Here is a 13,738-nt window from a genome sequence, read left to right as displayed (position 1 = left end):
AAAAAACAAAAGTGAACGAAATGACAAAAGATTTTTGCAGAATTGATAATAATGGCGGGATACGGGGAGGAAGCCGCGCTCCTCCCTCATCGGAACATTAGTGCAGTATGGCGGTCAGGCTGAATGCGACGATCACGCCGAGGGCAATAATCGTGGTGATCAGCGAAAACTTTAAATTGGTATCCATCATTTTTCCCTCTTGTTATCCCCACACCAAAAGTGAGCTTGCTCATTTTTGCACAAAAAATCGCAAAAATCTTCCGGGATTTAGGGCGATGCACATTTTTGCTCTTCCACTTTGCCCCAAGATCGGACAAAATCCCACGCTAATTTAAAAGCGTATCGGCCATTGACCCCTTCCTGTCGTTCTGTGTCGTTTTCCCGACGTGATGCAATGTTGAAAATTGTATTCAGGGTGTGTGTAGGCAAACGTTTACGTATCGATGATCAGGCGATCAGGTCAAGGCATGGAGTGAGATGTAATGGCAACTATTAAAGATGTAGCGAAGCGCGCAAACGTTTCCACTACAACTGTATCACATGTAATTAACAAAACCCGTTTCGTTGCCGAAGAGACGCGCAATGCGGTATGGGCGGCGATTAAAGAGCTGCACTACTCGCCGAGCGCCGTGGCCCGCAGCCTGAAAGTCAATCATACAAAATCGATTGGCCTGCTGGCGACCAGTAGCGAAGCCGCCTATTTCGCTGAAATCATTGAGTCCGTTGAAAAGAGCTGCTTCCAGAAGGGCTATACCCTGATTCTCGGCAACGCCTGGAACGACCCGGAAAAACAGCGGGCCTATCTGTCGATGATGGCGCAAAAACGCGTCGACGGTCTGCTGGTGATGTGTTCCGAATACCCGGATTCCGTCCTGAGCATGCTGGAAGAGTATCGCCATATTCCGATGGTGGTGATGGACTGGGGCGAAGCAAAAGCCGACTTTACCGATGCGGTAATCGATAACGCCTTCCAGGGCGGGTATATCGCCGGACGTTACCTGATTGAACGCGGTCACCGCGAAATCGGCGTGATCCCGGGCCCGCTGGAGCGCAACACCGGCGCGGGGCGACTGGCCGGCTTCATGCAGGCGATGAAAGAGGCGCATATCAGCGTGCCGGAAAACTGGATTGTACAGGGCGACTTCGAGCCGGAGTCCGGCTACCGCGCCATGCAGCAGATCCTGAGCCAACAACACCGTCCAACGGCGGTCTTCTGCGGCGGCGACATTATGGCGATGGGCGCTATCTGCGCCGCGGATGAAATGGGGCTGCGCGTGCCGCAGGACATTTCGCTGATCGGTTATGATAATGTGCGCAACGCCCGCTATTTCAGCCCGGCGTTAACCACCATTCATCAGCCGAAAGATTCACTGGGCGAAGCCGCGTTCAATATGCTGTTGGATCGTATCGTCAACAAGCGCGAAGAGTCGCAGTCTATTGAAGTGCACCCTCGGCTGGTCGAACGCCGCTCGGTGGCGGATGGCCCGTTTGTCGACTATCGTCGCTAAAGCACTGGCGGGCGCGGATCACTCCGGCGCCCGCAGCCACTCCCGATTCAGCGTGTCGCTGTCCCCCAGGTAGTCCAGCATCCAGTTTAACGCCGGTGAAGCATCATTCTGCTGCCAGGTCAGACAGCAGGCCGCATCCGGAAACGGATTTTCCAGCGCCAGCGCGGTCCACTCGCCGCGATTCACCCATGGCCGGGCGAAATGGCTTGGCACCATGCCGACGCAGAGCCCTGCCGACAGACAGGTTGCCGACGATTCCCAGTCGGGGACCACCACCCTCTTCTGGTTATCCAGCAGCCACGTTGTCCGTTTGGGCAACGAACGCGAGGTATCTTCCCGCACCAGCGACGGCCAGTTGCGCAGGACATCGTCGCTCAGCGGCCCCGCCATCTTCGCCAGCGGGTGATCGCTCGCCACCACGCAGTCCCAGCTCAGCATCCCCATATCGCGGAACGCATAGCGGCCCCCGACCGGAATAGAGCGCGTTGCGCCAATCGCCAGCTCCACGCGGCCGTCGGCCAGCGCATCCCATACGCCATTGAACACTTCCTGAAAAACGATCAGCTCGACGTCGGGAAAATGGCGATAAAAATCCACGATCATCTGGCGCATCCGCGCGGGTTTCACGATATCGTCCACCGCGATCGACAACTGCCCGCGCCAGCCGTTGGCAATTTGCTGGCACTGCTGGCGGGTGATCTGCATTTTTTTGATAACAGAGCGCCCTTCCTGTAAAAACCAGACCCCGGCGGGGGTCAGCTCCACATCACGATGACGGCGCTCAAACAACGGGACGGCCAGCCACTCTTCGAGCTGACGCACGGTATAGCTGACGGCGGAAGGCACCCGATGGAGCTCCTGCGCCGCCGCGCTAAAGCTGCCGTTACGGGCGACGGCATCAACCACTTCCAGAGAGTATTCAGACCACATTTTCTGCCTGCAAAATTTTTGAATGCATGTGACAAATATTAGCGTTTCACAAGCCACAATGCACTCCCTACACTCTGCGGCATCGTACCTGTACTCCAAAAATGAGAACGTTATGTCACAACCTGGGAAAGGATTTTTAGTCTGGCTGGCCGGCCTGAGCGTGCTGGGCTTTCTGGCCACCGATATGTACCTGCCGGCATTTGCCGCCATGCAGCAGGATCTCGACACCTCCGCCGCATCCATTAGCGCCAGCCTGAGCCTGTTCCTCGCCGGCTTCGCGCTGGGCCAGCTCTTCTGGGGGCCGCTGTCAGACCGCTACGGGCGCAAACCGGTGCTGCTGAGCGGCCTGGCGATTTTCGCGGTCGGCTGCCTGGGAATGCTGTGGGTGCAGAACGCCACGCTGATGCTGGCGCTGCGTTTTCTGCAGGCGATTGGCGTCTGCGCCGCGGCGGTCACCTGGCAGGCGATGGTGACCGATTACTATCCCGCCCAACGCACCAACCGCATCTTCGCCACTATTATGCCGCTGGTAGGACTGTCCCCTGCGCTGGCCCCGCTGCTGGGCAGCTGGCTGCTGGTACACTTCGAGTGGCAAGCCATCTTCGCCACCTTGTTTGCCATCACTCTGCTGCTGATGCTGCCTGCCCTGCGCCTTAGGGCCGCCGCTAAGTCGGCCACAGTGGCTGAAAAGAAAATCACTTTTCTGGCGCTGCTGCGCTCCCGGGAATACAGCGGCAACGTCCTGATCTACGCCGCCTGCTCCGCCAGCTTCTTCGCCTGGCTTACCGGTTCGCCGTTTATCCTTCATGAGATGGGCTACGGCCCGACCGCCATCGGCCTGAGCTATATCCCGCAGACCATCGCTTTTCTGGTGGGCGGCTATGGCTGTCGCGCGCTGCTGCAAAAATGGTCCGGGCATCAAATGCTCCCGTGGCTGCTGGTGGTCTTCGCCGTCAGCGTCGCCGCCACCTGGCTGGTGGGTCTGCAAACGCATGCCTCGCTGGTAGCGTTAATGATCCCGTTCTGCCTGATGGCGGTGGTCAACGGCGGGATCTACCCCATCGTGGTCGCTCAGGCGCTGAAGCCTTTCCCGCAGGCAACCGGCCGCGCGGCGGCGCTGCAGAACACCCTCCAGCTTGGCCTGTGCTTCCTGACCAGCCTGCTAGTCTCCGCGCTGATCGCCACGCCGCTGCTGACCACCACCAGCGTGATGCTGGTCTCTATTTTGTTAGCCGGAGTGGGTTATCGCCTGCAGCAGACGCCAGCGCTGGCGGCCCACTCTTCCCACGCCTGACGCCCGTCGCCAGAGCCCGGACCAGTGGTTAGCACGCTAAGATATTTTTATTGAAAGCCAGTACTTAGCGTCCTATACTGGATCCGGGTTCACATAAATAAAAAATATTTAACAGATTAACGGATGCAGGATGCCTCCGTTTCACCATGGAAGGCCTTTCGGCAAGGGTTATCTCCCTTCCTCTGTTCTACGTCGGATAGCGACTTCACGGATTATCCGTGAGATTTCTCACAAAGCCAAAAAAGCGTCTACGCTGTTTTAAGGTTCTGATCACTTGGGCGTGATGGAGAAGCTATGAGTTCATCGTGTATAGAAGAAGTAAGTGTACCAAATGATGACTGGTACCGGATTGCAGCTGAATTGTTGGGCCGTGCGGGAATTGAAATCAATGGCTCCGCGCCGTCAGACCTGCGGATTAAAAACCCTCTTTTTTTTAAACGCGTATTGCAGGAGGGGTCGCTGGGTTTAGGCGAAAGCTATATGGACGGCTGGTGGGACTGCGAGCGTCTGGATATATTCTTCCATAAAGTGCTCCGCGCCGGGCTGGAAAAACAACTCCCTCACCATTTCAAAGACACACTCCGCATCGCAGGCGCTCGCCTGTTTAACCTGCAAAGTAAAAAACGCGCCTGGATCGTCGGCAAAGAGCACTATGACCTCGGCAACGATCTTTTCAGCCGGATGCTGGATCCCTACATGCAATATTCCTGCGGGTACTGGAAAGAGGCGCAGACCCTCGAAGCCGCGCAGCAGGATAAGCTGGATCTCATCTGCCGTAAGCTGGAGCTCGAGCCAGGCATGCGAGTGCTGGATATCGGCTGCGGCTGGGGCGGTCTTGCCGAATATATGGCGCGGAATTACCAGGTGAGCGTTGTCGGCGTGACCATCTCCGCCGAACAGCAAAAGATGGCCCAGGCGCGCTGCGATGGCCTTGACGTGGATATTCGTCTTCAGGATTATCGCGATCTGCACGACAGCTTCGACCGCATCGTCTCCGTCGGCATGTTCGAACACGTGGGTCCCAAAAATTACGCCACCTACTTTGAGGTCGCCGATCGTAATTTGAAACCCAACGGCCGCTTCTTACTGCACACCATCGGTTCCAAAGTCACCGACCATAACGTTGACCCGTGGATCAATAAATATATCTTCCCCAACGGCTGCCTGCCGTCGGTACGGCAGATCGCCGATGCCAGCGAGAAGCACTTTGTGATGGAAGACTGGCACAACTTCGGCGCCGATTATGACACCACCCTGATGGCCTGGTATGAGCGTTTCCTCGCCAGCTGGCCGGAAATTGCCGATAACTATTCTGAGCGTTTCAAACGCATGTTCAGTTATTACCTGAACGCCTGCGCCGGCGCCTTCCGCGCCCGCGACATTCAGCTCTGGCAGGTGGTGTTCTCGCGCGGGATTGAACACGGACTGCGCGTCGCCCGTTAAAAAACACTCCCCCGCTCACCGGCGGGGGATTTTTTGTCAGGCTTCACTGACCTTAGCCGCGACCTCTTTCGCCGCCAGCACGCGTTCAACCGTATCGACAACCGCCTGGGTTTGCGGGTCGATCTCGATATTGACGCGGTCACCCAGCTTCTTCGCCCCCAGCGTGGTCCGCTGCAGCGTCTCCGGAATAAGATGCACGCAGAATCGGGTTGCCGTCACCTCGCCTACCGTCAGGCTGATGCCATCGATACCGATGAATCCTTTATAAAGGATATATTTCATCAGCGTCGGATCCTGTACTTTAAACCAGATCTGACGGTTATTTTCGGAAGTGAGGATCTTCACGATTTCCGCCGTGGTCATAATATGGCCGGACATCAAATGCCCGCCGATTTCATCACTGAATTTCGCCGCCCGCTCGACATTGACTTCATCCCCGACCTGAATATCGCCGAGGTTGGTAATCCGCAGCGTCTCTTTCATCAGATCGAAGCTGATGCGCGCGCCGTTGATGTCGGTCACCGTCAGGCAGCAGCCGTTGTTGGCTACCGATGCCCCGGTTTCGAGCCCCTCCAGCATATGCGCCGGCAGCTCCACCACGTGGGTGCGAAAATTGGGTTTATCATCAATGGAGACCACTTTCGCGGTTCCCTGAACAATACCAGTAAACATGTTTGGCTCCTGTTGAAAATCATGACGGTATCATTACCGTTTTCGCTATCGGGAACAATAACAGGAGGGCTGAGCGGTTGCCAGCGCGCTTCGTGCCTCGACTCTTTTTTCACTGGCTTAATGGCTAATCCTCGCTACAATAGACTGGAATTTCCTCATTTTTATCCCCTTGCTGCCAGTTACGGCGGCTTTTTTAGTCTCAAAAAAACAACAATACAAAGGTGTTCACGTGCAGAAGTATTTCATTGAAGCGCGTCAGTTATTAGCTCTGGCTATACCCGTCATTCTTGCGCAAGTGGCGCAGACGGCGATGGGTTTTGTCGATACCGTGATGGCGGGCGGCTACAGCGCCACCGATATGGCCGCGGTGGCCATCGGGACCTCCATCTGGCTACCGGCCATTCTCTTCGGCCACGGGCTGCTGCTGGCGCTGACCCCGGTGGTGGCGCAGCTCAATGGCTCCGGGCGGCGGGAGCGTATCGCGCCGCAGGTGCGTCAGGGCTTCTGGCTGGCGGGGCTGGTCTCGGTGCTGATCATGATCGTGCTGTGGAATGCCGGGTATATCATCAGCTCCATGCACAACATCGATCCGCTGCTGGCGGAGAAAGCGGTTGGCTATCTGCGCGCGCTGCTGTGGGGAGCGCCGGGCTACCTGTTCTTCCAGGTCGCCCGTAACCAGTGTGAAGGGCTGGCGAAAACCAAGCCCGGGATGGTCATGGGCTTTATCGGTTTACTGGTCAACATTCCGGTGAACTACATCTTTATCTATGGCCATTTTGGCATGCCGGAGCTGGGCGGCGTCGGCTGCGGCGTGGCGACGGCCTCCGTTTATTGGGTGATGTTCGCCAGCATGCTGTGGTGGGTGCGCCGGGCGCGTTCGATGCGCGATATCCGCTGCGTGGAGGGCTTCAGCGGCCCCGATTTCGCCGTTCTGCTGCGGTTGGTGCAGCTGGGGCTGCCCATCGCCCTGGCGCTGTTCTTCGAAGTGACCCTGTTTGCCGTCGTCGCGCTGCTGGTCTCTCCGCTCGGGATCATTGACGTCGCCGGCCACCAGATTGCGCTGAACTTCAGCTCGCTGATGTTCGTTCTGCCGCTGTCGCTGGCGGCCGCGGTCACCATTCGCGTCGGCTTCCGCCTCGGCCAGGGCTCAACGATCGATGCCCAGGTTTCCGCCCGCACGGGCGTGGGCGTGGGCGTCTGTCTGGCGGTGTTTACCGCTATCTTTACCGTGCTGATGCGTAAGCAGATTGCCCTGCTGTATAACGATAACCCTGAGGTGGTGATGCTGGCCTCGCATCTGATGCTGCTGGCGGCGGTCTACCAGATCTCCGACTCCATTCAGGTGATCGGCAGCGGTATCCTGCGTGGCTATAAAGATACGCGGTCTATCTTTTTTATCACCTTTACCGCGTACTGGGTGCTGGGTTTGCCCAGCGGCTACCTGCTGGCGCTGACCGACGTGATTGTCCCCCGCATGGGGCCCGCCGGCTTCTGGTGCGGATTTATCATCGGCCTGACCTCCGCCGCCATTATGATGATGCTGCGGATGCGTTTTCTGCAGCGCCAGCCCTCCAGCACTATCTTACAGCGCGCCGCGCGCTAACCCTGCCAAAGCCCGCCACCCCGGCGGGCTTTTTCTTTCTTCAATTTTGTTCCGGCGTTGTACATTCCGTTACTCCCCGACACCAAAGACTCACTGATGAGCGCCCCGGAGATGCATATAGTGTGGCCAACAGCCCCGCAGTGGGGTTACTCAGGAAACCAATTCGAGGATTTCAGCATGAAAAAAGTATTAGCTCTGGTTGTTGCCGCTGCTATGGGTCTGTCATCTGTTGCTTTCGCCGCCGATGCCGCGACCACCACCCCGGCTGCCGCAGCCAGCCACACCACCGTTCATCACAAGAAACATCATAAAGCGGCGGCGAAACCGGCAGCCGAACAGAAAGCCCAGGCAGCGAAGAAACACCACAAAGCCGCAGCGAAACCGGCAGTAGCGCAGAAAGCCCAGGCGGCGAAGAAGCACCACAAAGCGGCGCACCACGCAGCCAAACCGGCGGTACAACCGGCGGCATAACGGTCAGAGCGTTAAGGTGATAAACCGGCGCTGAATAGCGCCGGTTTTTTTTCAGGAGGACATCATGCTGCAACGTTATCGCTTCGAATTGCTGTTGGTTCTGCTCATCGTCTGCGCGCTGTTTACCCTTCGCTTGATGTTTAAATAGCGGGCTGCTGAACCCATTTACGCGCCGGCGGCGTATAGTCGCGAAAACCGGCGATAATCTTCTCTGCCGAGGCAGCAAACGGCAGCATCTCGGCGTAGCGCGGGTGCATAAACCCTTCCCGCACCATGTTATTGACCATCGCCTGCAGCGGATCGTAATACCCTTTAATATTCAGAAATGCGCACGGTTTTTCATGGATGCCCAGCTGCGCCCAGGTCCACTGTTCGAAAATTTCTTCCAGCGTCCCCGCTCCGCCCGGCAGAGCAATAAAGCCGTCGGCCAGCGCCGCCATTTTGGTTTTTCGTTCGTGCATATCCTCAACCACATGCAGCTCCGTCAACCCGCGGTGGGCAATTTCCCGCTCCACCAGGCCGCGCGGCATTACGCCAATCACCACGCCGCCGGCCTCAAGCGCCGCATCGGCAACCGCCCCCATCAAGCCAACTTTGCCGCCGCCATAGACAACAGCCAGTCCCTGCTGCGCCAGCGTGTGGCCAACCCGTCGGGCAGTGTCGAGATACAGCGGATGTTCGCCAGCTGAAGAACCGCAGAAAATACCTATCGATTTCATCTTCGTTATTACTCCTCTCTTCTGGTGGGCGATAATTTAACACAACGGCAACCTTTGTGCGCAGGTTGAGACCCGCGGAGAAAAGAGAGGCGAGGCGCCTGCTGGCGAAGAAATATCCTTGTGGTTCAGTAAAATATCGCCGGAATGGGTAAAAGATCCGCAATCGCAAGCAATGTACAAGAAAAGTGACGTTTACCTCTTGCCACATCCCCTGCCTGCCGCTAATATGCGTCCCCGTTGTCACCACAACATTGCGTTCGTAGCTCAGTTGGTTAGAGCACCACCTTGACATGGTGGGGGTCGTTGGTTCGAGTCCAATCGAACGCACCATTATGCGTTTATAGCTCAGTTGGTTAGAGCACCACCTTGACATGGTGGGGGTCGTTGGTTCGAGTCCAATTAAACGCACCATAATGCGTCTGTAGCTCAGTTGGTTAGAGCACCACCTTGACATGGTGGGGGTCGATGGTTCGAGTCCATTCAGACGCACCAAGCTGTTTTTCCTCCCTGATTACACAGCCTCGTTCTTGTCAAATAACGCGCTTTGTTTATGAACTCCAGATCAGCCTGCCATTTCTCACAGTATTTCACTTCCAGAGAGTCCAGATCCTTATAAAACCCATCCCAGCGCCCTGTCGAGCGGCCCCCATACCATTCGCTATGATGTTTGACTACCAGCCGGTTGACTACGTTCTTCACCAGCGGATCTCGCACTGCCAGCGCCTGTCTGATTTCCTCTCCTGTCACTTTCCCGTCGCGGTTGCTGTCCATCTCCACCATCAGGTCACGATATAACTGTGCTACCAGACCGTACTGATACCCGCGCCCTGTTCAGCTGTTCGGCTTATCGCCCCAAACGCCTGGAGATCCATCTCTCATACGGGCTGTTCATCACATCGCCCCCGCTGCTTTCCTCCAGCGCCTGAAACCCAAGTTTCTCTAAATCGTACTGGTTAACTTCCTCAACATCATTTTGTGGTAACCAGCCACTGCCGCTGACTTTATACCACCATTTTTGTGACTCATCCGCGACGGGCGTTGCTGCTCCCCGGGAGAGCTGGCACTGTGCGCCCAGCCTCGCCGATGTCGGGGTAAATACCGGCTGTCCCGCGGCATCCTGGCGGGTAAACAGGGATTTTCCCTTTGGTACCAGAACGTACCGTTTACCGCCCTCCACATTCTCTGGGTTGGCTAAAAATCCCGGCATGTTCGGGTCGGTGCTCAGCACCTCCATGGCTTATATCAATTGTGACAACTAATCTCATTCATGAATATGAAGGAATTCATTTCTTTTCATACAATCATTATCAGAAAATTTGTCCTTCATAAATATACAATGCTGTTGCACATACTCATCCCAAAAGGAGTTTGAGGTTCTATTTTCATGTGGCATTTCAACTTTCTGTTTTGATAAGATAGCTTTCAATTCTCGATTGCGTTCATATGTCTGTTCGTACAAGCATGAGTTTTTATAAATCTGTAATTTCTCACCATCAGCTGACGTATATGCACATATACTATCCCTGGCTTTAATCCAGGATCTTTGCGTGTTTTTTATGTTTTCTTTTAGTTAAGGACATGTTGTAACTATGGCGTTATATAAATAATTCAAATACGCATCTTCATTTTTATAGGTTTCAAGAGAGCATTGCTCTAAACCCATAAAATAATTCAGCCGTATCCCGTTTCTTATTCGTTCAGAATTTATTTCCCTCTTTACGGACAGAGATACAGATTTCTCCTTAACAGGGTTAGTTGTCAGTTGGATGTGTCTTTAGTTTAACGAGTCGTACCAAAGCTTTCCGGAATTATTTATAATGGGATTGTAGATATGTCTTGATTTCTGTTGCATTTTTATATTTGAAATGTAACTCCTCACCATTAAATTCTCCATTGAGGCCGTTGAGATTCTGGTCTTTTTTTATAGAAGGATTTATAGAAAGGCTATTAAGGTTATAGTTATAACCATAAACCTGATACGCAGTTCCATTTATTTTTTCCGCAGAGTGCCGTTGTTCCCATGAGATTAATACAATTATATTTTTTTTATTGTTTATTTTAGTAAAAAAAATTGTTTCTACATGAGGTTCACCACCATCGACCTCATAAGACTCCACTTTGATACTATTACCATTAGCTTTGAAATAAAGAGCTAATGGATAATTAGCATCATCCTCCCTCTTAATATAAACACTATCATTAGCATCTAACTTAAATGGCCCTTGTACTATGTCGGTTTTAGCTAGTGCATAAAAAGAAGAAATCAACAAAGATAAGCCAAAAATAAAGCCACGCATAAATCACTCCTTATCGACTCTTAATAATGGGGCCATTGCATTAAACCTTTGTAGGCGATCAGGGTAACCATTCTGCCCACCATTAACTATTTGCGTGACTTCTTGCACACTCAATGCTCTGGCAGTTTTGTTTAGTCCTTTACTTACCCAAAAGGAAAAAGCTGACTCTACACCATATTCAGTATTACTTATCACTAGATCAGGTTGTTCGACAAAGTCTCTCTTATCATCCGGATTCATTTCATTATGTTTATTAGTAAAAAGAACGGGCCGTTTATCACCTTTCACTTTTTCAGGGTTGGCTAAAAATCCTGGCATGTTTGGATCTGTACTCAGCACTTCCAGATGGACAAACCACTCCTTGTCCACAAGTTGATTCCCCTCACCCGGCGACTCCGTACAGCCCATAAATCCGACGGGCGTTCCGGCGCTGACCTTACATATTAGCATCTTACTTGAATCGCCCTCGTACTATGTCGGAGTTAGCGCCACAGAGTCAAAAGCGCCTTTTTGTTTTGCCCTCTGTATCCACCCCAGCATCAGCGCCTGCATTTCACCATCCGGCTCCATCAGTTCCGGATCCAGCGTTACCCACTACTGTTCTTTGCCCGGGACGTCATCTTTCAGTAAACGGGCCAGGCCAAATGTTGTCAGAGTGGCTTTGCCATTCTTCGTGAAGTAAAACCGCCCCGTCCGGGAAAAAACAAAATGGTCGCCTGCGTTCAGGCTCTTTCTCGTTTTTCCGGAGCAGAATATGTCCCGGCTTCACCGTTATCCGACTCCCCCTCCGGTAAGCAGTATTGTCCGTTTTTATACTGGCGTAACAGTATGCCACCGTGTCCATCCCTGACTTTATAACAAGGAGATGAAGGATAATCAGACACCGGGGCCAAATGCATATACAGGCTGTAAAACGCCAGCCAGCTTTTTCCCTTTGCGGATCGGGCTGGCACTGCGACTTCACCAGCACAAAGCTGCTGCTATAGCGCAACATCCGTCCACATGATGCTCACGTAAAAAAGACAGCGAGAACAAACTAAATACTGAGATCCGCACACAACATGATGTTATCACTAGCTATATTTTTAATATTAATATATCTTGCATTACACCATTTGACATCTGCACTTATAGATAGCAAATTAACTTTATCTCCTTTAACAAGGTAAGATTTTTTTATTTTGAACGAAGAATCATAAAAATAGGATTTAGGTTTTATGACACTTATTGCAGGATATACAGAGCATTTATTTGAATCTTCTATATTTGGGACTGATTTGATTAGTTCAATCTTGCCATCTGAAATTTCTTCACTCATAATTTCTACCCGCCCTGAGTCATTCTTGTTATATATAATCCATGGAGAATTCACAAAAACCTTGCACCTACCATTTTCACTTAAATAAATAACAGAATAATTGTCATCCAGTAATGCTTGCTTATTACCATAAAATTGGTATACCAATTCATCCTTGCTATTATAAATAACAATTGGTAGATAACTTTTTTTGCCATTTAAGATTAAGTTTGTATCTATTGAATCCATGTCATATTTTGTTTTACCTACTTTTTTCTCTATAAAATCAGCATAACCTTCCACTGGCGACATATCTAAGTTACACTCCCCCTCTTTAACCAAGATTCCATTCTTTTTATTTTTTACATTCAAATATAAACAATCAATCAAAAATTTACTACCATCATATTTCAATGTGGCATAAACGGTAGAATCATGAAGAGATCTACTATCAACTACAATGGCAGGGGAACCTGAAAAAAAATCAAATAAGTAGGATGGATTACCCGTATAATCCTCATTAAATTTTAATACATTTTCCCTACCGTCTTTTTTTGCATAAATTAAATTATTTGATTGATCATACCCATAAGTTACCGAGCCATCCGCAAAACTAAGCATGGGACATCCACTAAAAAAAACACCAATAAAAAAAATACATTTATTCATATTCAATATCCATTGGGAATAGAGGACGTGCTTTCTAAAATAGATTGCAATTTTTTAGCATAGGAAGCTATTAAAACCTTTTGATCACTGCCATTAATAACTTGCCGCGCACTCTCATAATCCATTCCATTATTAATCATATATGTGGAAAGTTTTTTCCCAGTAAATATACCTTCCTCCATACCCCAAATCATAATTGGCACAGCATGCTTAAAATCAGCCGCAAGTTCTGGTTGATTCACAAAATCCACACCGAATTTATCTTTCGCTTTCTGATAATTGTTCTTCCATGTAAGATGCACACAACCTCTACCTCGATATTTATACCCATCGCCCTGCTGCATATTGCCGTTAGCTATTGCTCTATTCTTTAATACTTGTGTCACTGCAAGAATTGGATCGTATTTATCAAAATAACTCACCCCACCTACCTCTGGCTGTTCACTAAAATACTCACCTGTTGGGAAGTAATATGTCTCATGTCTCGCTGTAGCTAGCATATAAGAAATACCATATAAATTTGGCTTATACTCCATATGGTTAGGATAAAATTCATTTATGCTTTCCAAAATTTTACGCAAGTTGTTTTTTGAACCTTGGGATAGAATCGGCGTACCCGGAGCAAAGGAAACATGTTCGTTTTCATATTGAGAAATAAAAGCATCAACATTAATTAGATCTAATTTCTCTGCCAGAGAATCTAAAAACACCACCGGATGAAAATGCCACACTGCTTCATCCTTATCAAATGGCGGTACCTTACTCATCCACTCCAGGTCTGCCTGCCATTTCTCACAGTATTTCACTTCCAGCGAGTCCAGATCCTTATAAAACC

The 13,738-nt window shown here is 51.3% G+C and carries 14 protein-coding genes, 3 tRNA genes and 1 pseudogene; 8 read left to right on the top strand and 10 right to left on the bottom strand.

The window, feature by feature from the left end; genetic code table 11:
- Positions 1–97: 97 nt before the first annotated feature.
- Positions 98–187: a YnhF family membrane protein gene (locus ABLV52_RS00735; RefSeq protein ID WP_004152976.1), complete on the bottom strand. Its 90-nt coding sequence runs from the start codon at positions 185–187 to the stop codon at positions 98–100.
- 295 nt (positions 188–482) lie between these two features.
- Here ABLV52_RS00735 and purR point away from each other — a divergent pair, with 295 nt between their 5' ends.
- Positions 483–1,508 (top strand): HTH-type transcriptional repressor PurR, encoded by a 1,026-nt coding sequence (purR, locus tag ABLV52_RS00730; protein WP_004202888.1) that lies wholly within the window; start codon positions 483–485, stop codon positions 1,506–1,508.
- Positions 1,509–1,526: 18 nt separating this feature from the next.
- On the opposite strand, the gene punR is transcribed toward purR, so the two are convergent.
- The gene (punR, locus tag ABLV52_RS00725; protein WP_348889877.1) at positions 1,527–2,438 is read right to left on the bottom strand and encodes a DNA-binding transcriptional activator PunR; all 912 of its coding nucleotides are present in this window, start codon (positions 2,436–2,438) and stop codon (positions 1,527–1,529) included.
- A 112-nt stretch (positions 2,439–2,550) separates the two neighbouring features.
- Between punR and punC the strand changes: the two genes are divergently transcribed.
- Positions 2,551–3,732: a purine nucleoside transporter PunC gene (gene punC, locus ABLV52_RS00720; RefSeq protein ID WP_348889876.1), complete on the top strand. Its 1,182-nt coding sequence runs from the start codon at positions 2,551–2,553 to the stop codon at positions 3,730–3,732.
- A gap of 294 nt (positions 3,733–4,026) precedes the next feature.
- Positions 4,027–5,175: a cyclopropane fatty acyl phospholipid synthase gene (gene cfa, locus ABLV52_RS00715; protein WP_023289946.1), complete on the top strand. Its 1,149-nt coding sequence runs from the start codon at positions 4,027–4,029 to the stop codon at positions 5,173–5,175.
- Positions 5,176–5,211: 36 nt separating this feature from the next.
- On the opposite strand, the gene ABLV52_RS00710 is transcribed toward cfa, so the two are convergent.
- A complete protein-coding gene (locus ABLV52_RS00710; protein ID WP_023289947.1) occupies positions 5,212–5,847 on the bottom strand; it encodes a riboflavin synthase in 636 nt (211 codons plus the stop codon).
- A gap of 229 nt (positions 5,848–6,076) precedes the next feature.
- Here ABLV52_RS00710 and mdtK point away from each other — a divergent pair, with 229 nt between their 5' ends.
- Both mdtK and asr read left to right on the top strand, forming a co-directional pair.
- Complete coding sequence (gene mdtK, locus ABLV52_RS00705; RefSeq protein ID WP_049014242.1) at positions 6,077–7,450, top strand: MdtK family multidrug efflux MATE transporter; 1,374 nt, start codon at positions 6,077–6,079, stop codon at positions 7,448–7,450.
- Positions 7,451–7,627: 177 nt separating this feature from the next.
- Positions 7,628–7,921 (top strand): acid resistance repetitive basic protein Asr, encoded by a 294-nt coding sequence (asr, locus tag ABLV52_RS00700; RefSeq protein WP_064154508.1) that lies wholly within the window; start codon positions 7,628–7,630, stop codon positions 7,919–7,921.
- Positions 7,922–8,061: 140 nt separating this feature from the next.
- Here asr and ABLV52_RS00695 read toward each other — a convergent pair whose 3' ends face one another.
- Complete coding sequence (locus ABLV52_RS00695; protein ID WP_348889875.1) at positions 8,062–8,640, bottom strand: TIGR00730 family Rossman fold protein; 579 nt, start codon at positions 8,638–8,640, stop codon at positions 8,062–8,064.
- 253 nt (positions 8,641–8,893) lie between these two features.
- On the opposite strand from ABLV52_RS00695, the gene ABLV52_RS00690 reads away from it, so the two are divergent.
- The 3 genes from ABLV52_RS00690 (at position 8,894) to ABLV52_RS00680 (ending at position 9,132) form a co-directional block, all read left to right on the top strand.
- Positions 8,894–8,970 (top strand) — tRNA-Val (locus tag ABLV52_RS00690).
- Between the two features lie 4 nt (positions 8,971–8,974).
- Positions 8,975–9,051: transfer RNA gene (locus ABLV52_RS00685), tRNA-Val, on the top strand.
- Positions 9,052–9,055: 4 nt separating this feature from the next.
- Positions 9,056–9,132: transfer RNA gene (locus ABLV52_RS00680), tRNA-Val, on the top strand.
- Here the strand turns inward: ABLV52_RS00680 and ABLV52_RS00675 are convergent.
- The 6 genes and pseudogenes from ABLV52_RS00675 to ABLV52_RS00650 all read right to left on the bottom strand — a co-directional run.
- Entirely contained in the window at positions 9,121–9,411 is a 291-nt protein-coding gene (locus tag ABLV52_RS00675; protein WP_348889874.1) for a hypothetical protein, read from the bottom strand. The two genes, ABLV52_RS00680 and ABLV52_RS00675, sit on opposite strands and share 12 nt — an antisense overlap.
- Before the next feature lie 73 nt (positions 9,412–9,484).
- On the bottom strand, positions 9,485–9,874 hold the full coding sequence (locus ABLV52_RS00670) for a hypothetical protein (protein ID WP_181939569.1): 390 nt from the start codon (positions 9,872–9,874) through the stop codon (positions 9,485–9,487).
- A gap of 574 nt (positions 9,875–10,448) precedes the next feature.
- Positions 10,449–10,937, bottom strand: a complete 489-nt coding sequence (locus ABLV52_RS00665) for a hypothetical protein (RefSeq protein WP_023289952.1) — start codon at positions 10,935–10,937, stop codon at positions 10,449–10,451.
- 3 nt (positions 10,938–10,940) lie between these two features.
- Positions 10,941–11,306: a hypothetical protein gene (locus ABLV52_RS00660; protein ID WP_348889873.1), complete on the bottom strand. Its 366-nt coding sequence runs from the start codon at positions 11,304–11,306 to the stop codon at positions 10,941–10,943.
- A 667-nt stretch (positions 11,307–11,973) separates the two neighbouring features.
- Positions 11,974–12,903, bottom strand: a complete 930-nt coding sequence (locus ABLV52_RS00655; RefSeq protein WP_348889872.1) for a hypothetical protein — start codon at positions 12,901–12,903, stop codon at positions 11,974–11,976.
- A 2-nt stretch (positions 12,904–12,905) separates the two neighbouring features.
- Positions 12,906–13,738 (bottom strand): annotated as a pseudogene (locus ABLV52_RS00650) (hypothetical protein); the annotation flags it as partial.

It is taken from the genome of Klebsiella sp. GB_Kp056, from assembly GCF_040064755.1.
GTDB classification, from domain to species: Bacteria; Pseudomonadota; Gammaproteobacteria; order Enterobacterales; family Enterobacteriaceae; genus Klebsiella; species Klebsiella quasipneumoniae.
This window is presented reverse-complemented; position numbering and strand designations above follow the sequence as displayed.

Coding starts and splice junctions, on each gene's coding strand:
- ABLV52_RS00710 (WP_023289947.1), bottom strand. CDS start 5,847: ATGTTTACTGGTATTGTTCAGGGAACCGCGAAAGTGGTCTCCATTGAT.
- ABLV52_RS00735 (WP_004152976.1), bottom strand. CDS start 187: ATGGATACCAATTTAAAGTTTTCGCTGATCACCACGATTATTGCCCTC.
- ABLV52_RS00655 (WP_348889872.1), bottom strand. CDS start 12,903: ATGAATAAATGTATTTTTTTTATTGGTGTTTTTTTTAGTGGATGTCCC.
- ABLV52_RS00675 (WP_348889874.1), bottom strand. CDS start 9,411: ATGGACAGCAACCGCGACGGGAAAGTGACAGGAGAGGAAATCAGACAG.
- purR (WP_004202888.1), top strand. CDS start 483: ATGGCAACTATTAAAGATGTAGCGAAGCGCGCAAACGTTTCCACTACA.
- ABLV52_RS00665 (WP_023289952.1), bottom strand. CDS start 10,937: ATGCGTGGCTTTATTTTTGGCTTATCTTTGTTGATTTCTTCTTTTTAT.
- ABLV52_RS00670 (WP_181939569.1), bottom strand. CDS start 9,874: ATGGAGGTGCTGAGCACCGACCCGAACATGCCGGGATTTTTAGCCAAC.
- ABLV52_RS00695 (WP_348889875.1), bottom strand. CDS start 8,640: ATGAAATCGATAGGTATTTTCTGCGGTTCTTCAGCTGGCGAACATCCG.
- punR (WP_348889877.1), bottom strand. CDS start 2,438: ATGTGGTCTGAATACTCTCTGGAAGTGGTTGATGCCGTCGCCCGTAAC.
- punC (WP_348889876.1), top strand. CDS start 2,551: ATGTCACAACCTGGGAAAGGATTTTTAGTCTGGCTGGCCGGCCTGAGC.
- cfa (WP_023289946.1), top strand. CDS start 4,027: ATGAGTTCATCGTGTATAGAAGAAGTAAGTGTACCAAATGATGACTGG.
- asr (WP_064154508.1), top strand. CDS start 7,628: ATGAAAAAAGTATTAGCTCTGGTTGTTGCCGCTGCTATGGGTCTGTCA.